This is a genomic window from Micromonospora sediminimaris, assembly GCF_016863575.1.
In the GTDB taxonomy this organism is placed as follows: Bacteria; Actinomycetota; Actinomycetes; order Mycobacteriales; family Micromonosporaceae; genus Micromonospora; species Micromonospora sediminimaris.
Genome location: NZ_BOPD01000007.1, coordinates 316,345 through 334,036 on the forward strand (window position 1 = coordinate 316,345; position 17,692 = coordinate 334,036).

The following is a 17,692-nucleotide window of genomic DNA, read 5'->3' on the forward strand; positions in this document are numbered from 1 at the left end:
CCTCCCTCAGTTGCCGGTCGTGAAACCGGTGATGTCGCCGACCCGGGTCTGCGCCGCGTGCGCGGCGGCGACGATCCGGTCCGGCGTGAAGCCGAACTGCTCGAAGAGCACGGTGTGCGGGGCACTCGCGCCGTAGTGCTCGATGCTGACGCTCTCGCCGCAGTCGCCGATGATCCCGCGCCAGGACATCGCGATGCCCGCCTCCACGCTCACCCGGGCCTTTACCCCGCGCGGCAGCACCGACTCGCGGTACGCCTCGTCCTGCTCGAAGAACCACTCCTGGCACGGCATCGACACGACCCGGGTGGGGGTGCCGTCGGCCTCCAGCCGCTCCCGGGCGGTGAGGCAGAGCTGCACCTCGGAACCGGTCCCGATGATGATCACCTCGGGCTTGCCGTTGGACGCCTCGGCCAGCACGTAGCCGCCCTTGGCGACCCCCTCCGCGCCGGCCAGCTGGGTGCGGTCCAGGGTCGGCAGCGCCTGCCGGCTCAGGGCCAACGCGGTCGGCCGGTCGGTGTGCTCCAGGGCCTGCCGCCAGGCCCAGGCGGTCTCGTTGGCGTCGGCCGGGCGAACCACGTCCAGGCCGGGAATGGACCGCAGCGCGGTCAGGTGTTCCACCGGCTGATGGGTCGGGCCGTCCTCACCCAGACCGATGGAGTCGTGCGTCCAGACGTAGACCACCGGCAGCTTCATCAACGCGGCCAACCGGACCGACGGCCGCATGTAGTCGCTGAAGACCAGGAAGGTACCGCCGTACGGGCGGGTGCCGCCGTGCAGGGCGATGCCGTTGAGGATCGCGCCCATGGCGTGCTCGCGGATGCCGAAGTGCAGCGTGCGGCCGTACTCGTGGCCGGGGAACTCCTTGGTGGCGTACTGGCTGGGCACGAAGGAGGGCTCGCCCTTCATCGTGGTGTTGTTGCTCTCGGCCAGGTCGGCGGAGCCGCCCCACAGCTCGGGCAGCACCGGCGCGAGCGCGGCCAGCACCTTGCCGGAGGCGGCCCGGGTGGCGACGCCCTTGGCATCGGCGGGGAACTCCGGCAGGGCGTCGGCCCAGCCCTCGGGCAGCGCCCGGCCGGCCAGCCGGTCGTAGAGGGCGCGGCGCTCGGGGTTGGCCTTCGACCACGAGTCGAAGGTGGTCGTCCACTCCTGCTGTGCGGTCTCGCCACGCCGCAGCGCCGACCGGGTGTGGCCGAGCACCTCCTCGGTGACCTCGAAGGTGCCGGCCGGGTCGAAGCCGAGGATCTCCTTGGTGGCGGCCACCTCGTCGGCGCCGAGCGCCGAGCCGTGGATCTTGCCGGTGTTCTGCTTGTTCGGCGCCGGCCAGCCGATGATGGTGCGCAGCGCGATGAACGACGGACGGGCGGTCTCCGCCTTGGCGGCCAGCAGTGCCTGGTACAGCTCCTCGACGTTCTCGTGGTAGTCGCCCTTCTCGGCGTCGCCGCGCCGCCAGTCGACCGTCTGCACGTGCCAGCCGTACGCGGCGTAGCGGGCCGCGACGTCCTCGCTGAGCGCGATGCGGGTGTCGTCCTCGATCGAGATCTCGTTGTCGTCGTAGATCACGCAGAGGTTGCCCAGCTGCTGGTGCCCGGCCAGGGCGCTGGCCTCGTGGCTGATGCCCTCCTCGATGTCGCCGTCAGAGGCGATGCACCAGATGTGGTGGTCGAAGGCGGACTCACCGGCCTCGGCCTCCGGGTCGAACAGGCCGCGTTCGCGCCGCGCCGCCATCGCCATGCCGACGGCGTTGCCCAGGCCCTGCCCGAGCGGGCCCGTGGTGGTCTCCACACCCGGGGTGTGCCCGTGCTCGGGGTGCCCCGGGGTGAGTGAACCCCACTGCCGCAGCGACTTGAGGTCGTCCAGGCTGAGCGGGTAGCCGGCGAGGAAGAGCTGGATGTAGAGCGTCAGGCTGGAGTGCCCGGCGGAGAGCACGAAGCGGTCCCGGCCGGGCCAGTTCGGATCGGCGGGGTTGTGCCGCATCACCCGGTTGAACAGCAGGTACGCCGCGGGGGCGAGACTCATCGCGGTGCCCGGGTGGCCGTTGCCGGATTTCTCCACGGCATCCATGGCCAGTACGCGGACGGTGTCCACGGCACGGCGGTCGAGGTCGGACCAGTCAAGTGCGGGGTGCGCGGGTCGGTTGGCAGCCACGGTGGTTTGTGCTCCTCGGCGAGATGGGCGGAACCCTCAGTGGTGACCCTATCGAGCGCGGCTAAACGTGCGCCCGAGGATCTCAGCATGCTGGTCTGTACGTTTCGGGTGCGCTTCGCGGTTCACCCTCGTCGCGGGCCCGCCCGCCAGCCTCCGGTGTGACGACTGGCACCGTTGCCGGGTCGCCCGGGCAGCCAAAACGACGACGCGTAGTGTGTGGGTCGGTGTGTGGACCCGAGTCGGTCCCGCCGCCGTGACCTCCCCTCCCGACGCCGGAAGGTGGCAATCCGTGAGCATGATCACCGAGCGCCCCGTCAGTAACCCTGCCGGGCAGCCGCCGGTGCGTACGGCCGGGGAGACCCCAGCCCGCCCCCGCGACCTGCGGGCGGTGGTGGCGGCGTACGTGACGCTTACCAAGCCGCGGATCGTCGAGTTGCTGCTGGTCACCACGGTGCCGGCGATGATGCTCGCGGATGGCGGGTTGCCCTCGCTGTGGCTGGTCGCGGTGGTGCTTGTCGGTGGCTCGCTCGCGGCGGGCGCGGCCAGCGTGCTCAACTGCTACATCGACCGGGACATCGACCAGTTGATGCGGCGGACGAAGCGACGTCCGCTGCCGGCGCACACCGTGACGCCCCGCAACGCGCTGGTCTTCGGTCTGGTGCTGGCGGTGGTCTCGGTCGCCTTGATGGCGGTCTTCACCAATCTGCTCGCCGCCGGGCTCACGCTGGCCGCGATCGTCTACTACGACGTCGTCTACACCCTGTGGCTCAAGCGCACGACGACGGCGAACACCTTCTGGGGCGGCGCCTGCGGCGCCGCGCCGGTGTTGATCGGCTGGGCCGCGGTGACCGGCTCCCTGTCGCCGGTGGCGTGGGCGTTGTTCGGGGTGGTCTTCTTCTGGCAGATGCCGCACTTCTACCCATTGGCCATGAAGTACAAGGACGACTACGCGCGGGCCGGCATCCCGATGCTCCCGGTGGTCGCCTCGGTCCGGCGGGTCAACGCCGAGATCGTGCTGTTCGCCTGGCTGACCGTGCTGACCTCGCTGGCCGTGTGGGCGTTGGGGCTGAGCGCGGTCTACGGCGTCCCGACGCTTGTGGTCGGCGCGATCTTCCTGGCCGAGGCGCACCGGCTCGCCGGTCGGGCTCGTCGGGGCGAGCCGGTCAAGCCGATGCGGCTGTTCCACTGGTCGACGTCGTACCTGACCATCGTCTTCGCCGCCGCGGCCCTCGACGCCCTGCTTTGACGGCTGACCGCGCCGGACCCCCAACCCTGCGAAGCCCGCTTGGTGACGTTTTGCGTTCCGATTGACCCGGTTTGGTGCTGATAAATACGGGCGAAACGTCTTTGGTCTTCCTTAAACCTGCGGGTAATGGGTATCACAAAAGGTTGATGGTTCTCGCCCTTCCGAGTGCACCTCTGCTTAGTCTTCACGTTATGGCAGATGGTTCCGATACGACGCTGACGACTGATCAGACCGCCTCCGGGCAGACCCCCAACGGGTTGGTCGCGGGCATCAAGTCGTTCGCCGCCGAGCACGGCGGGGCGAAGGCGGTCATCGAGTACGTCGGCAAGCGCGGTGCCCGCATCGTCCTGGTGGGCGCCGACGGCGCGTGGGGCGACCAGTTCGCCGAGGACACGGTGACCGCCCGCGAGGCCTGCGCGCAGGCCGGGGTCGCCGTGGAGAACGCCTGGGAACGGGAACTGATGGACCAGATGCGCCCGAGCAACGACCTCTGGCGTTCGATGGCCCGCCGCACGATGGCCCGTTGAGATAAATTGACCGATCACCACCAGCCGACCCGGGGGAAACCCCGGGTCGCTCTCATTACCTGCACTGACCTGGCCGACCTGCACGACGACGATCGTCTGGTGGTGGCCCCGCTGGCCGCCCGGGGGATCGTCGCCGAACCCGTCGTCTGGGACGACCCGGCAATCGACTGGGCCGGCTACGACCTGGCCGTGCTCCGCTCGACCTGGGACTACACGTTCCGCCGGGACGAGTTTCTCGCCTGGACGGCGCGGGTACCGCGGCTGGTCAACCCGGCCGACGTGGTGCGCTGGAACACCGACAAGCGCTACCTCGACGAGTTGTGCACGGCCGGTGTGCCCACCGTCCCCACCGGCTGGGTGTCGCCCGGCGAGCCGTGGCAGCCGCCCGCCGACGGTGGTGAGTACGTCATCAAACCGACGGTGAGCGCGGGCAGCCGGGGCACCGGCCGTTACGACCTGGCCGGCCCGGAGCACCGGGATCTCGCGGCGGCCCACGTACGTAGGCTCGGCGCGACCGGTCGGGTGGCCATGGTCCAGCCGTACCTGAGCGCGGTCGACACCGTCGGTGAGACCGCGCTGCTCTTCCTCGCCGGCCCGGCCGGGCTGACCTTCAGCCACGCCGTCCGTAAGGGGCCGATACTGACCGGGCCGGAGCAGGGTGACGGCGTGCTGAACGGGGCCGAGGAGACCAGCGCCCGCACCGCCCAGCCGGCGCAGCTCGCCGTCGCCGCGCAAGCCCTCGCGGCCGTGCCCGGCGGGACCGAGCGCCTGCTCTACGCCCGGGTCGACCTGATCCCCGCTGCCGACGGCGCCCCGGTGCTCGTGGAACTCGAACTGACCGAGCCCTCACTCTTCCTCGCCCACGCCGACCACGCCCCCGACCGCCTGGCCGACGCCATCCTCACCCAGCTGTCCCACCCCACCCCTTCTCGTTGATCATAAGGTTGATCTTCTCAGGTGCCGCTAGCCTCATGATCAACTAGAAGCTCGGGCGGGGGTCAGGGTTTCGGTGGGGGTCTGAGGGTGGGGGAGTTGGGTGGGGTGGCGTTCGTGGGTTGACCAGAGCAGGGCGAGGGTGGCGAGCCAGACCAGGCAGGAGCCGAGCATGTGCAGGCCGACCAGCAGCGCCGGCAGGTTTGTGAAGTACTGCACGAAGCCGATCACCCCCTGCCCCAGCTCGACCAGGAGCAGGGTCAGCGCGGCCCGGACGGCCCGCGCCGGTGCGCCGACCGCGCGCAGCGCCAGCCACAGCCCCACGGTCAGGCCGACGAGCAGGAACACCAGGTCGGCGTGGACCTGGGAGATCGTCTGCGGGTCCAGGCCGTTGCGGACGGCGTCCGCGTCGCCCGCGTGCGGGCCGCTGCCGGTCACCGCCACCCCGACAACGATGACCGCCGCGCTGGCCACCAGGGTGATCCAGGTCAGGGACCGCAGCGCCGGCGGCACCACCGGCACCTTGCGGCCGTCCGGCTCGCTCACCCGACGCCACAGGGCGTACGCGACGAGCAGCAGCAGCATCGACACCACGAAGTGAATGCCCACGATCGAGGGATGCAACTGGGTGCGGACGGTGATCCCGCCGATCACCGCCTGCGCCACGATGCCGAGCACAACGGCCAGCGCCAGGGGCGCCGCACCGCGACGCCGGGGACGGTACGCCAGCACGGCCAGCAGGGTCGCGCCCGCGATCAGCACCAGCACGAAGGTGAGCAGGCGGTTGCCGAACTCGATCACCCCGTGCATGCCCATCTCGGCGGTGGTGGTGTACGACTCGTCGGTGCACCGGGGCCAGGTGGGGCAGCCCAACCCGGAGGCGGTCAACCGCACCGCCCCGCCGGTGACGACGATCGCGGCGTTCGCGACGATGTTGGCGAACGCCAGGCGACGCAGCAGGGTGCGGGAGACCAGGGAGCGGTCGGGTCGCTTCACGAAGCGAATCCTACGCAACGTAGTTGTCGCCGATCGGGTGACTCCGCCCGTGCGGTGGTTCGGATCACCGGGGTCACGTTTGCGGGCCCTGGTCGAATTACGTAACGTGGGCGTTGTGAAAAAGGCGGCGGCGCTCACCGGGCACCAGCCGACGACCGCTGTGGTCGCCGGCCGGTCGCTGTCAGGTGCCGACGTCACGCCTGAGCAGCCGGCTCCGGCCGGCACGCTCGCCAGTGAGCCGTCGACCCGGGACCGGGTCACCCTGCTGCTCCTGGAACGCCGCGCCGCGACCGCCGCGCAGTTGGGCGACGCGCTCGGGCTGAGCCCGGCGGCGATCCGCCGGCACCTGGACGCGATGCTCGCCGACGGCGACGTCGTGGCCCGTGAGCAGACCGTACGCGGTCACCGCGGGCGGGGCCGGCCGGCAAAGGTGTTCCTGCTCACTGATGCCGCCCGCAGCCGGTGTGGCACCCACCACTACGACAACATGGCCACCGCCGCGCTGCGCTGGATCGCCCGCACCGGTGGCACGCAGGCGGTGGAGCGCTTCGCCGCCGAGCAGGTGGCCGCCCTGGAGACACGCTGTCAGGCCGCGCTGGCCGACGCCGGCGACGATCCGATGGCCCGTGCCGAGGCTCTCGCCGCGGCGCTGACCGCCGAGGGATACGCTGCCAGTGCCTCCACGATCGCCTCCGGCGGCCAGCTCTGCCAGCACCACTGCCCGGTGGCGCACGTGGCCGCCGAGTTTCCCCAACTGTGCGAGGCCGAGACCACGGTGATCTCCCGCCTGGTCGGTACCCACGTGCAGCGCCTGGCCACCATCGCGCACGGCGACGGGGTGTGCACCACGCACATCCCGGGTTCGCCGCACGCCCAGTCCGGTAAGACCGTCACCACTGTGAGGACAGATAGATGACCGAGCAGATCGTCCAGCCCCTGACCCAGGAGGAGCAGCTCGCCGCCCTGGGCAACTACGAGTACGGCTGGGCCGACCCGGACGTCGCCGGAGCCTCGGCTCAGCGCGGCCTCAACGAGGCGGTGGTGCGGGACATCTCGGCCAAGAAGAACGAGCCGGCCTGGATGCTCGACCTGCGCCTGAAGGGCCTGCGGCTGTTCGAGCGCAAGCCGATGCCGGCCTGGGGCGCCGACCTCACCGGGATCGACTTCGACAACATCAAGTACTTCGTACGCTCCACCGAGAAGCAGGCCGCCAGCTGGGAGGACCTGCCCGAGGACATCAAGAACACCTACGACAAGCTGGGCATCCCGGAGGCGGAGAAGCAGCGCCTCGTCGCCGGTGTCGCCGCCCAGTACGAGTCCGAGGTGGTCTACCACAAGATCCGTGAGGACCTGGAGGAGCAGGGTGTCGTCTTCCTCGACACCGACACCGCCCTCAAGGAGCACGAGGATCTGTTCAAGGAGTACTTCGGCACGGTGATCCCGGTCGGCGACAACAAGTTCGCCGCGCTGAACACCTCCGTGTGGTCCGGCGGCTCGTTCATCTACGTGCCGAAGGGTGTGCACGTGGAGATCCCGCTACAGGCGTACTTCCGGATCAACACCGAGAACATGGGCCAGTTCGAGCGGACGCTGATCATCGTCGACGAGGGTGCGTACGTGCACTACGTCGAGGGCTGCACCGCGCCCATCTACTCCTCGGACTCGCTGCACAGCGCGGTGGTGGAGATCGTCGTCAAGAAGAACGCCCGGTGCCGTTACACGACCATCCAGAACTGGTCGAACAACGTCTACAACCTGGTCACCAAGCGCGCCGTGTGCCACGAGGGCGCGACCATGGAGTGGATCGACGGCAACATCGGCTCCAAGGTCACCATGAAGTACCCGGCGGTCTACATGACCGGCGAGCACGCCAAGGGCGAGGTGCTCTCGGTGGCGATGGCCGGCGAGGGGCAGCACCAGGACGCCGGCGCCAAGATGGTGCACGCGGCACCGCACACCAGCAGCACCATCGTGTCGAAGTCGATCGCCCGGGGCGGCGGCCGGACCTCGTACCGGGGGCTGGTGCAGGTGCTGGAGGGCTCGTACAGCAGCGCCAGCACGGTCAAGTGCGACGCCCTGCTGGTGGACACCATCTCCCGCTCCGACACCTACCCGTACGTCGACATCCGCGAGGACGACGTGTCGATGGGGCACGAGGCGACCGTCTCCAAGGTCAGCGAGGACCAGCTCTTCTACCTGATGAGCCGGGGCCTGAGCGAGGACGAGGCGATGGCGATGATCGTGCGCGGCTTCATCGAGCCGATCGCCAAGGAACTGCCCATGGAGTACGCCCTGGAGCTCAACCGCCTGATCGAGCTGCAGATGGAGGGCGCGGTCGGCTGACCCTGGCCCACCAGAGCACCGGACACCGTCGTCGTAGACACAAACAAGGACGAGATGACTACCCAGGCTTCCGCGCCGCCCAGCACCAAGTCGCAGGCGCTGCGTTCGTACGATGTCGCCGCCTTCCCGGCCCTGACCGGCCTGGAGGAGGAGTGGCGTTTCACCCCGCTCAAGCGGCTGCGCGGGCTGGTCGGCGACGATCCGACCGCCACCGGCACGGTCCGGCACGAGTACGCCGATCTGCCCGAGGGCGTGTCCGTGGAGCGGGTCGGCCGCGACGACCCACGGGTCGGCAGCGTGCTCACCCCGTTCGACCGGGTCAGCGCGCTGGCCTACGGCGGGGCGGAGCAGGCGCTGCTGGTCCGGGTGGCGCAGGACGCGGTGATCAGCGGTCCGGCGATTCTCCGGGCGGTCGGTGCGGGCGTCGAGGGCCTGGCCTTCGGGCACACGGTCATCGAGGTGGGCCGGTTCGCCGAGGCGATCCTGGTACTGGAGCACGTCGGCTCGGCCACCCTCGCGGACAACGTCGAGGTGTCGGTGGGCGACGGGGCGAAGCTCACCCTGGTCACCGTGGCCGACTGGGCTGACGACGCGGTGCAGGCGCAGCACCTCAAGGTGCGGTTGGGGCGCGACGCGCGGGTGCTGCACGTTCAGGTCACCCTCGGTGGCGATCTGGTCCGGCAGTACACCACTGTCGAGTACACCGACCGCGGTGGCGAGGCCGAGCTGTACGGCCTCTACTTCGCCGACTCCGGCCAGCACCAGGAGCACCGCCAGCTGGTCGACCACACCGTGCCGGACTGCCGCAGCTACGTCGGCTACCGGGGCGCGTTGCAGGGGGAGAGCGCCCGTACCGTCTGGGTCGGCGACGTGCTGATCCGGGCCGAGGCGACCGGCACCGACACGTACGAGATCAACCGGAACCTGCTGCTCACCGACGGTGCCCGGGCCGACTCCGTGCCGAACCTGGAGATCGAGACCGGCGAGATCGCCGGTGCCGGTCACGCCAGCGCCACCGGCCGCTTCGACGACGAGCAGTTGTTCTACCTGATGGCCCGGGGCATCCCGGAGGCCGAGGCGCGCCGGCTGGTGGTGCGCGGCTTCTTCGCCGAGCTGCTGAACAAGATCCCGGTGGAGTCCCTGCGTGAGCGGCTGGGGGACGCTATCGAGGCGCGGCTGACGAAGGCGGGCGCCTGATGATCCGCATCTGCGCCAGCGAGGACGTGCCGAAGGGCACCGCGATCAGCGCGGACGTCGACGGCACCCAGATCGCGCTCGTGCACGGCGAGGACGACCAGTTCTACGCCGTGTTCGACGAGTGCTCGCACGCGGCCGTGGCGCTCTCCGAGGGCGAGGTCGAAGGCTGCACGCTTGAGTGCTGGCTGCACGGCTCCCGTTTCGATCTGCGTACCGGCGAGCCGACCGGGCTGCCCGCCACCGAACCCGTACCCGTCTACCCCGTCGAAGTCCGCGACGGTGACATCTACGTCAGTCTGACGCCGAGCAATGGAGTGACCCGATAATGAGCACCCTGGAGATCCGCGACCTACAGGTGTCGGTGAAGCTGCCCGAGGGTGAGCTCAAGCCGATCCTGCACGGTGTCGACCTGACCGTGAAGTCGGGGGAGACCCACGCCATCATGGGCCCGAACGGCTCCGGCAAGTCGACCCTGGCGTACTCCGTCGCCGGCCACCCGAAGTACGAGATCACCGGCGGCTCGGTGACCCTGGACGGCGAGGACGTCCTGGAGATGTCCGTCGACGAGCGGGCCCGCGCCGGCCTCTTCCTCGCCATGCAGTACCCGGTCGAGGTGCCCGGCGTGTCGGTGGCGAACTTCCTGCGTACCGCCAAGACCGCCATCGACGGCGAAGCGCCGAAGCTGCGCACCTGGGGCGGCGAACTGCGCGGTGCCATGGAGCGGTTGCACATGGACCCGGCCTTCGCCCAGCGCAACGTCAACGAGGGCTTCTCCGGCGGTGAGAAGAAGCGCCACGAGATCGTGCAGTTGGAGCTGCTCAAGCCGAAGATGGCCATCCTTGACGAGACCGACTCCGGCCTCGACGTGGACGCGCTGCGCGTGGTGAGTGAGGGCGTGAACCGGGTGCGCGACACCGGCGACACCGGCCTGCTGCTGATCACCCACTACACCCGGATCCTGCGCTACATCAAGCCCGACTTCGTGCACGTCTTCGTCGCCGGTCGGATCGTCGAGCAGGGCGGCCCGGAACTGGCCGACAAGCTTGAGGAGTCCGGCTACGAGCGGTACGCGGCCGGGGCCGGTCCGGCGCGGGTCTGATCTGCGAAGGAAGGGGCGGTCACGACGATGACCACCATCGCGATCCCGCCGGGGATGCCGCAGTACGACGACGTGCCCCGCTACGACGTGACGGCGGTACGCGCCGACTTCCCGATCCTCGATCGGGAGGTCAACGGGCATCCGCTTGTCTACCTGGACAGCGCCAACACCTCGCACAAGCCGCGCCAGGTGCTCGACGTGCTGGCCGAACACTACGCCCGGCACAACGCGAACGTGTCCCGCTCGGTGCACACGCTCGGCACCGAGGCGACCGAGGCGTACGAAGGGGCCCGGGCGAAGGTCGCCACGTTCGTCAACGCGCCGAGCGTCGACGAGGTGGTCTTCACCAAGAACTCCACCGAGGCGATCAACATCGTGGCGTACGCGTTCTCCAACGCCTCGCTGCGGGCGGACGCCGACCCTCGGCTCCGCCTCGGGCCGGGTGACGAGATCGTCATCTCCGAGATGGAGCACCACTCGAACATCGTCCCGTGGCAGTTGCTGGCCGAACGTACCGGCGCGACGCTGCGCTGGTTCCCGGTCACCGACAACGGCCGGCTGGACGAGTCGGGCCTGACCGACCTGGTCAACGAGCGGACGAAGATCGTCTCACTGGTGCACATGTCCAACATCCTCGGCACCGTCAACGCCACCTCGCGGATCACCGCCCGGGTCCGCGAGGTGGGGGCGCTGCTGCTGCTGGACTGCTCGCAGTCGGTGCCGCACATGCCGATCGACGTGGTCGACCTGGACGCGGACTTCATCGTCTTCACCGGGCACAAGATGTGCGGACCGACCGGGATCGGCGTCCTCTGGGGCCGCATGGAGCTGCTGGCGGCGATGCCGCCGGTGTTCGGTGGCGGTTCGATGATCGAAACGGTGACGATGGGCGGCTCCACGTACGCCGCGCCACCGGCCCGGTTCGAGGCCGGTACCCCGCCGATCGCCGAGGCGGTCGCGCTCGGCGCGGCAGTGGACTATCTCTCCGGCATCGGCATGCGGGCGATCCAGTGGCACGAGAAGCAGCTGACCGCGTACGCGCTGGACGCCCTGGGCACCGTGCCCGGCCTGCGGATCTTCGGCCCGGAGGTGCCGGTCGGCCGGGGCGGCACCATCTCGTTCGCGCTCGGCGACGTGCACCCGCACGACGTGGGTCAGGTGCTCGACTCCCTCGGCGTGCAGGTGCGGGTGGGCCATCACTGCGCCCGCCCGGTCTGCACCCGGTTCGGGGTGCCGGCCACCACCCGGGCCTCGTTCTACCTCTACACGACGACCGAGGAGATCGACGCGCTGGTGGCGGGCCTGGAGCAGGTGCGGAAGGTGTTCTGCTGATGCAGCTTGAGTCGCTGTACCAGGAGATCATCCTGGACCACTACAAGCACCCGCACGGTCGCGGGCTGCGCGACGCCGAGGATCCGGCCGACCGGGTCGGCGAGGCGCACCACGTCAACCCGACCTGTGGGGACGAGATCACCGTCCGGGTGGCCACCGACGGTGCGACGCTGCACGACGTGTCGTACGACGGGATGGGCTGTTCGATCAGCCAGGCGTCCGCCAGCGTGCTGCACGAGCTGCTGACCGGCCGGGGCGCGACGGAGGCGTTCGAGGTGCACGAGGCGTTTCTGGCGCTGATGTCCGGTCGTGGTCAGGTCACGCCGGACGAGGACGTGCTCGGTGACGGGGTGGCGTTCGAGGGCGTCGCCCGCTACCCCGCCCGGGTCAAGTGCGCGCTGTTGCCGTGGATGGCGTTCAAGGACGCCGCGGCACGCGCCGGTGTGGGCGCGAGCCCGACGGAGGTGAAGGCATGAGCGAGAACACTGCGACCGAGGCGACCTCGGCGGCCGGTGAAGGCACGGCCACCGGCCCGGTGGCTGACGGCAGCGTCGCGCCGACCGGCGGCAAGGCCGCCGTCGCCGACATCGAAGAGGCGATGAAGGACGTCGTCGACCCGGAGCTGGGCATCAACGTGGTCGACCTCGGCCTGGTGTACGGCGTGCACGTCGACGATCAGAACGTCGCCACCCTGGACATGACGTTGACCTCGGCGGCCTGCCCGCTCACCGACGTGATCGAGGACCAGGCCCGCCAGGCGCTGACCACCGGGCCCGGCGGTGGTCTGGTCGACGACATCCGGATCAACTGGGTCTGGCTCCCCCCGTGGGGCCCCGACAAGATCACCGACGAGGGCCGCGACCAGCTCCGCTCTCTCGGCTTCAACGTCTGACAGTTCCTCCGGGCAGGCTCAACAGTTCCGCCTCGGGCGCGGCATCCACCGGATGTCGCGCCCGACGTCGTCTTGTTCTCGGCCGGGGCCGTACTCCCGACTGCGGGATACCGCAATGTGTGGCGTCGGGCTGCCTGCGACCGACCGACATACCGCAGCTCGGCCCGGCCCGGAAAAGCCGTGGCGTCGGTGCGGCGGATCGCCGCAGGATGACGCGGTGAGTGAGGCGTACCCGATGAAGCTGAGTCCTGTCGCCGTGGCCACCGCCGCGCGCCGACAGCGGCTGGCGTCGGGCCGCGTCTCGGCACGGCGTCCGTCGTGACCGGCGCGTTCCTCGCCGGTCTGGTCGCCGGCTACGGAGTGGCCGTCCCGGTCGGCGCGATCGCCGTGCTCATCCTCGGGCTCACCGCGCGGACCTCGTTCCGGGTCGGTGCGGGGGCCGCACTCGGGGTGGCCACCGCCGACGGGCTGTACGCCGGTGTCGCGGCGCTCGGTGGCGCGGTGGTCGCGGGGTGGCTCGCGCCGGTCGCCGGGCCGCTGCGACTGGTCGGCGCGACGGTGCTGCTCGCCCTCGCCGCCCACGGCGCGTGGCGGGCCCTGCGGGTGCGCGGCCCACGCCGCTCACCGGACCACGTACCGACCTCCGTGGCGCACCCGTCGGCGGGTGGCCCGGGTCGGTCAGGGGCGGCCGAGGCCACCACGGGGTCCGGTCCCCAACCGGCGCGGCGTGGGCTGGACACGCCGGCCCGGGCGTTTGTCGGGATCCTCGCGCTGACCCTGCTCAACCCGGCGACCGTTGTCTACTTCACGGCCCTGGTGCTCGGCCGGGCGGACCTGGGTGGCTCCGGCACGGCCGTCGCGGTGGTCTTCACCCTCGGGGTGTTCATCGCCTCGGCCAGTTGGCAGCTGCTGATCGCCGGGGGCGGCTCGCTGATCGGGCAGGTGCTCACCAGCAACCGCGGTCGCCTGGTCACCGCCCTGCTGTCCAGCGCGATCATCACCGTGCTCGCCGTCGCCATGCTCCTCGGTGGCTGACCCGAGCTGGCCGTGCCGTACGGTCGGGTGATGAGCAGCCGACCCGCCGCCGGGGGCGGCCGGTGGGTGGAGGTCGATCCGGGCCGGGCCGCCCGCTGGGTCGCCGGTTTCGCCGACCGGCACGGCCCGCCCACCGTCGACGTGCAGGAGTACGGCCTGCTGCTGTCCGCTCCGGACGGTGCCACCGCCGAACTGCACGCGCCCCCGGGCTCGTCGCCGGCCACCGATCTGGCGGGTTTCGTGGCGGCGGTGACCGTGCCGCGCCGGCTCGGGCTGCTGCTGGTCCGCAAGGGCGCGGTGGCGGTGGGCATCGCGGAGGGGGAGCGGCTGCCGGTGCACAAGGTGGACACCCGCTACGTTCAGGGGCGCACCGCCGCCGGCGGCTGGTCCCAGCAGCGTTTCGCGCGCCGCCGGGACAACCAGACCAAGGCGGCGCTGGCCGACGCCGTCGAGTTGGCCGTCCGGCTGCTGCTGCCCGCGGTCGACCGGCTGGACGCGCTTGTCGCCGGTGGGGACCGGCGGGCTGTGGACACCGTGCTGGCCGACCGTCGACTCGCCCCGCTGGCCGCGCTGCGCGCCGACCGCCTGCTCGACGTCCCCGAACCCCGGCACGCGGTGCTGCTGGCCGCGGTGGCCGCCGCCCGGGCGGTTCGCATTCTGGTCCGCGAACCGCAGCCGGAAGTCGGCCGCTAGCACCGGCCCGGCGGACCGGGCGCGTCGGGCGGCGGCGGGCCCGGTCACCAGTGACCGGGCCCGCAGTGTGCCGGGTCGTCAGACCGCGCCGCTGAACGTGTCGCAGGAGGCGGGGTCGCCGTTTTCGTAGCCCCGGTTGAACCACTGCTTACGCTGCTCCGACGAGCCGTGCGTGAACTCCTCCGGGTTGACCGGCCGGTCGGCCCGCTTGGAGATGGCGTCGTCACCGATCGCCTCGGCGGTGTCGATGGCCTCGGCGATGTCCTGCTCGGTGATGCTTGTGAAGATCTTCTGGCCGCTGTTGTCGGCCGTGCCGGTGGCGTTCTTCGCCCAGGCTCCCGCGTAACAGTCGGCCTGCAACTCCAGCCGTACCGACAGGTCGTTGGCGTTGCCCGGGTCGCGCTGCTGCTGGCGGCGCACCTGCTCGTTGGTGCCGAGCAGGTTCTGCACGTGGTGGCCGTACTCGTGGGCCAGCACGTACGGCTGGGCGAACTCGCCCTCGGCGCCGAGCTGCGTGGCGAGCACCTCGTAGAAGGAGAGGTCGATGTAGACAAGCGAGTCGGCCGGGCAGTAGAACGGGCCGACGCCGGAGTCGGCCTGGCCGCAGGCGGTGTTGACGGCCTGGCTGAAGAAGACGGTGCGGGTCGGGCGGTACTGCTCGCCGAGGGCCTGCGGCAGGGCGGTGCGCCAGTACGCCTGGATCGAGTTGACGTAGAGGGTGTTGCGGCAGTCGAGTTGCTCAAGGGCGTTCTCGGCGGCGCAGCGCTGCTCCAGCGCGGCGTTGTCGCCCTGCTCCTCACCGCCGGTCATGGCGTTCAGGCCGAAGCCGCCACCGACGAGGGCCACCAGCACGGCGATGACGATGCCGACGATGCCGCCGCGCCCGCCGCCGATCGGGATGGGGATGCCCATCCCGCCGCCTCCGCCGCTGCCTCGCCGGTCCTCCACCTGGCTGGTGTCGATCCGTGCGTTCTCGTTCAGCTCCATGGTGACCCCGATCAGTCAGTGGCTCGTGGGCCGGAACCGGTCCGGTCGGCGATCCGGTACCCGACGATCTTGGTCGGTAATCCGCAGGGGCTGCCGGCCGGGGCCCGGTACACTTGACGCCGTGCTGCGCTGCGAAGGCTGAACGCCCCGCGCCGACGGGTCACCGGGATCCGCCGGCGCTTTCGTGTGCCCTGAGTCAGCCCTTCGGATCCCGAGAGCGAGTACCTGGAAATGATCACTGCCACCGGCCTGGAACTGCGCGCCGGAGCCCGGATCCTGCTGTCCGACACCACGCTGCGGGTGCAGCCGGGCGACCGGATTGGTCTGGTCGGGCGCAACGGCGCCGGCAAGACCACCACCCTGAAGGTGCTCGCCGGGGAGGGACAGCCGTACGCCGGGCAGGTCGACCGGCGCAGCGCCGTCGGCTACCTCCCGCAGGACCCGCGTACCGGTGACCTGGACGTCACCGGCCGCGACCGGGTGCTGTCCGCCCGCGGGCTGGATGCGCTGATGGCCGGGATGAAGGAACTGGAGGCGCAGCTGGCCGAGGATGCCGACGAGCGACTGGTGCGCCGCTACGGCGCGCTGGAGGACCAGTTCGCCGCGCTCGGCGGGTACGCGGCGGAGGCCGAGGCGGCCCGCATCTGCGCCAACCTGGGGCTGCCCGATCGGGCCCTGGCGCAGACCATCGGCACCCTCTCCGGCGGTCAGCGTCGCCGGATCGAGCTGGCCCGGATCCTGTTCCGCGACGCGGGCGAGAACGGCGGCGGGATTCTGCTGCTGGACGAGCCCACCAACCACCTCGACGCCGACTCGATCACCTGGCTGCGAGGTTTCCTGGCCAACCACAAGGGCGGTCTGATCGTGATCTCTCACGACGGCGACCTGCTGGAGTCGGTGGTCAACAAGGTGTGGTTCCTGGACGCCACCCGTAGCGTGGTCGACGTCTACAACCTGGGTTGGAAGGCGTACCTGGAGGCGCGGGAGACCGACGAGCGTCGCCGCCGCCGGGAGCGGGCCAACGCCGAGAAGAAGGCCGGCGCGCTGATGGCCCAGGCCGACAAGATGCGGGCCAAGGCCACCAAGACGGTCGCCGCCCAGAACATGGCCCGCCGCGCCGAACGGCTGATGTCCGGCCTGGAGGAGGTCCGCGTCGCCGACAAGGTGGCCAAGGTTCGCTTCCCCGCACCGGCACCGTGCGGAAAGACCCCGCTGACCGCGACCGGCCTGTCCAAGTCGTACGGCTCGCTGGAGATCTTCACCGACGTGAACGTGGCGGTGGACCGAGGTTCCCGGGTGGCCATCCTCGGGCTCAACGGTGCCGGCAAGACCACCCTGCTGCGGATGCTCGGCGGCCTGCTGGAGCCGGACACCGGCGAGGTGCGCCCCGGTCACGGGCTGCGACTGGGCTACTACGCTCAGGAGCACGAGACGCTTGATGTGGAACGGACCGTGCTGGAGAACATGCGGGCGGCGGCGGTCGAGCAGACCGACACCGAACTGCGGAAGATCCTGGGGGCGTTCCTCTTCTCCGGCGAGGACGTCGACAAGCCCGCCGGCGTGCTCTCCGGCGGGGAGAAGACCCGGCTGGCCCTGTCCACCCTGGTCTGCTCGGGCGCCAACGTGCTGCTGCTCGACGAGCCGACAAACAACCTCGACCCGGTCAGCCGCGAGCAGGTGCTCGACGCCATCGCCCGCTATCCCGGCGCAATCGTGCTGGTCACGCACGACCCGGGCGCGGTTCTCGCGCTCAAGCCGGACCGGGCGATCCTGCTGCCGGACGGTGACGAGGACGCCTGGAGCGACGACCTGCTGGAACTGGTCGAGCTGGCCTGAGCCTCGTGCGGCATCACCTATCGGGAAGCTGACATTGCATAGCGTGTCGGTTGGCGAATAGTTGATATCTGGCGCATGATCGTTCGAGACGGTCTAATAGGTGGGACCGTATCCGAACCGCACAGTCTGGGACGTGAGGACACAGCATGGCAGCCACTGGCACAGCCACCAGCACTGAGAAGGGTCGCCGGATCGTCGGAGCCGAGCGTCAGACGCTCGCGAAGGACCTCGTCAAGCGGTACACCGGGGGCGAGAGCATCCGGGCGCTCGCGGCCTCGACCGGGCGATCGTACGGGTTCATCCACCGCGTACTCACCGAGTCCGGGGTGCAGCTGCGGCAGCGCGGCGGCGCCCGGCGCCGCAAGAAGGCGTGACCCGCCCGTCAGCGTCGTCCAGCAGCACCGCCACCACCACCGCGACCCGGGCCGCCT

Annotated in this window: 18 protein-coding genes; 15 read left to right on the forward strand and 3 right to left on the reverse strand. The window is 70.5% G+C overall.

Annotation, left to right across the window (positions count from 1 at the left end; genetic code table 11):
* Positions 1-6: 6 nt before the first annotated feature.
* Positions 7-2,145, reverse strand: coding sequence for a transketolase (tkt, locus tag Vse01_RS05360; RefSeq protein WP_093401444.1), 2,139 nt, complete (start codon positions 2,143-2,145; stop codon positions 7-9).
* A 289-nt stretch (positions 2,146-2,434) separates the two neighbouring features.
* On the opposite strand from tkt, the gene Vse01_RS05365 reads away from it, so the two are divergent.
* The 3 genes from Vse01_RS05365 to Vse01_RS05375 all read left to right on the forward strand — a co-directional run bounded on the left by Vse01_RS05365 (position 2,435) and on the right by Vse01_RS05375 (position 4,854).
* The gene (locus tag Vse01_RS05365) at positions 2,435-3,391 is read left to right on the forward strand and encodes a heme o synthase (protein WP_093401443.1); all 957 of its coding nucleotides are present in this window, start codon (positions 2,435-2,437) and stop codon (positions 3,389-3,391) included.
* A 191-nt stretch (positions 3,392-3,582) separates the two neighbouring features.
* A complete protein-coding gene (locus Vse01_RS05370) occupies positions 3,583-3,918 on the forward strand; it encodes a hypothetical protein (protein ID WP_093401442.1) in 336 nt (111 codons plus the stop codon).
* Between the two features lie 6 nt (positions 3,919-3,924).
* Positions 3,925-4,854, forward strand: a complete 930-nt coding sequence (locus Vse01_RS05375) for an ATP-grasp domain-containing protein (protein ID WP_093401441.1) — start codon at positions 3,925-3,927, stop codon at positions 4,852-4,854.
* Between the two features lie 39 nt (positions 4,855-4,893).
* Here Vse01_RS05375 and Vse01_RS05380 read toward each other — a convergent pair whose 3' ends face one another.
* On the reverse strand, positions 4,894-5,847 hold the full coding sequence (locus tag Vse01_RS05380) for a COX15/CtaA family protein (protein WP_093401440.1): 954 nt from the start codon (positions 5,845-5,847) through the stop codon (positions 4,894-4,896).
* 178 nt (positions 5,848-6,025) lie between these two features.
* Between Vse01_RS05380 and Vse01_RS05385 the strand changes: the two genes are divergently transcribed.
* From Vse01_RS05385 to Vse01_RS05430, 10 genes are all read left to right on the forward strand, one after another.
* On the forward strand, positions 6,026-6,763 hold the full coding sequence (locus Vse01_RS05385) for a helix-turn-helix transcriptional regulator (protein ID WP_093401609.1): 738 nt from the start codon (positions 6,026-6,028) through the stop codon (positions 6,761-6,763).
* Positions 6,760-8,190 carry a Fe-S cluster assembly protein SufB gene (sufB, locus tag Vse01_RS05390; protein ID WP_093401439.1) on the forward strand — a complete coding sequence of 477 codons (1,431 nt, stop codon included), beginning with the start codon at positions 6,760-6,762 and terminating at the stop codon, positions 8,188-8,190. Before Vse01_RS05385 ends, sufB begins: the two co-directional genes overlap by 4 nt.
* 54 nt (positions 8,191-8,244) lie before the next feature.
* Positions 8,245-9,387, forward strand: a complete 1,143-nt coding sequence (gene sufD, locus Vse01_RS05395) for a Fe-S cluster assembly protein SufD (protein WP_093401438.1) — start codon at positions 8,245-8,247, stop codon at positions 9,385-9,387.
* Positions 9,387-9,713 carry a non-heme iron oxygenase ferredoxin subunit gene (locus Vse01_RS05400; protein WP_093401437.1) on the forward strand — a complete coding sequence of 109 codons (327 nt, stop codon included), beginning with the start codon at positions 9,387-9,389 and terminating at the stop codon, positions 9,711-9,713. Before sufD ends, Vse01_RS05400 begins: the two co-directional genes overlap by 1 nt.
* Complete coding sequence (gene sufC / locus Vse01_RS05405) at positions 9,713-10,486, forward strand: Fe-S cluster assembly ATPase SufC (RefSeq protein ID WP_093401436.1); 774 nt, start codon at positions 9,713-9,715, stop codon at positions 10,484-10,486. The genes Vse01_RS05400 and sufC overlap by 1 nt, the downstream gene beginning before the upstream one ends.
* A gap of 27 nt (positions 10,487-10,513) precedes the next feature.
* Positions 10,514-11,818 (forward strand): cysteine desulfurase, encoded by a 1,305-nt coding sequence (locus tag Vse01_RS05410; protein WP_093401435.1) that lies wholly within the window; start codon positions 10,514-10,516, stop codon positions 11,816-11,818.
* On the forward strand, positions 11,818-12,294 hold the full coding sequence (gene sufU, locus Vse01_RS05415) for a Fe-S cluster assembly sulfur transfer protein SufU (protein ID WP_093401434.1): 477 nt from the start codon (positions 11,818-11,820) through the stop codon (positions 12,292-12,294). Before Vse01_RS05410 ends, sufU begins: the two co-directional genes overlap by 1 nt.
* Complete coding sequence (locus Vse01_RS05420) at positions 12,291-12,710, forward strand: metal-sulfur cluster assembly factor (RefSeq protein ID WP_093401433.1); 420 nt, start codon at positions 12,291-12,293, stop codon at positions 12,708-12,710. The genes sufU and Vse01_RS05420 overlap by 4 nt, the downstream gene beginning before the upstream one ends.
* A 318-nt stretch (positions 12,711-13,028) precedes the next feature.
* Positions 13,029-13,745, forward strand: coding sequence for a LysE/ArgO family amino acid transporter (locus tag Vse01_RS05425; protein ID WP_093401432.1), 717 nt, complete (start codon positions 13,029-13,031; stop codon positions 13,743-13,745).
* A gap of 30 nt (positions 13,746-13,775) precedes the next feature.
* Complete coding sequence (locus Vse01_RS05430) at positions 13,776-14,438, forward strand: acVLRF1 family peptidyl-tRNA hydrolase (RefSeq protein WP_093401608.1); 663 nt, start codon at positions 13,776-13,778, stop codon at positions 14,436-14,438.
* Positions 14,439-14,516: 78 nt separating this feature from the next.
* On the opposite strand, the gene ypfJ is transcribed toward Vse01_RS05430, so the two are convergent.
* Entirely contained in the window at positions 14,517-15,425 is a 909-nt protein-coding gene (gene ypfJ, locus Vse01_RS05435) for a KPN_02809 family neutral zinc metallopeptidase (RefSeq protein ID WP_093401431.1), read from the reverse strand.
* A 231-nt stretch (positions 15,426-15,656) separates the two neighbouring features.
* Between ypfJ and Vse01_RS05440 the strand changes: the two genes are divergently transcribed.
* Positions 15,657-17,261, forward strand: coding sequence for an ABC-F family ATP-binding cassette domain-containing protein (locus Vse01_RS05440; protein WP_093401430.1), 1,605 nt, complete (start codon positions 15,657-15,659; stop codon positions 17,259-17,261).
* A 146-nt stretch (positions 17,262-17,407) separates the two neighbouring features.
* Positions 17,408-17,635, forward strand: coding sequence for a helix-turn-helix domain-containing protein (locus Vse01_RS05445; protein ID WP_007072022.1), 228 nt, complete (start codon positions 17,408-17,410; stop codon positions 17,633-17,635).
* Positions 17,636-17,692: the final 57 nt, after the last annotated feature.

Coding starts and splice junctions, on each gene's coding strand:
- Vse01_RS05370 (WP_093401442.1), top strand. CDS start 3,583: ATGGCAGATGGTTCCGATACGACGCTGACGACTGATCAGACCGCCTCC.
- sufB (WP_093401439.1), top strand. CDS start 6,760: ATGACCGAGCAGATCGTCCAGCCCCTGACCCAGGAGGAGCAGCTCGCC.
- sufD (WP_093401438.1), top strand. CDS start 8,245: ATGACTACCCAGGCTTCCGCGCCGCCCAGCACCAAGTCGCAGGCGCTG.
- Vse01_RS05400 (WP_093401437.1), top strand. CDS start 9,387: ATGATCCGCATCTGCGCCAGCGAGGACGTGCCGAAGGGCACCGCGATC.
- sufC (WP_093401436.1), top strand. CDS start 9,713: ATGAGCACCCTGGAGATCCGCGACCTACAGGTGTCGGTGAAGCTGCCC.
- Vse01_RS05410 (WP_093401435.1), top strand. CDS start 10,514: ATGACCACCATCGCGATCCCGCCGGGGATGCCGCAGTACGACGACGTG.
- sufU (WP_093401434.1), top strand. CDS start 11,818: ATGCAGCTTGAGTCGCTGTACCAGGAGATCATCCTGGACCACTACAAG.
- Vse01_RS05420 (WP_093401433.1), top strand. CDS start 12,291: ATGAGCGAGAACACTGCGACCGAGGCGACCTCGGCGGCCGGTGAAGGC.
- Vse01_RS05430 (WP_093401608.1), top strand. CDS start 13,776: ATGAGCAGCCGACCCGCCGCCGGGGGCGGCCGGTGGGTGGAGGTCGAT.
- ypfJ (WP_093401431.1), bottom strand. CDS start 15,425: ATGGAGCTGAACGAGAACGCACGGATCGACACCAGCCAGGTGGAGGAC.
- Vse01_RS05440 (WP_093401430.1), top strand. CDS start 15,657: ATGATCACTGCCACCGGCCTGGAACTGCGCGCCGGAGCCCGGATCCTG.
- Vse01_RS05445 (WP_007072022.1), top strand. CDS start 17,408: ATGGCAGCCACTGGCACAGCCACCAGCACTGAGAAGGGTCGCCGGATC.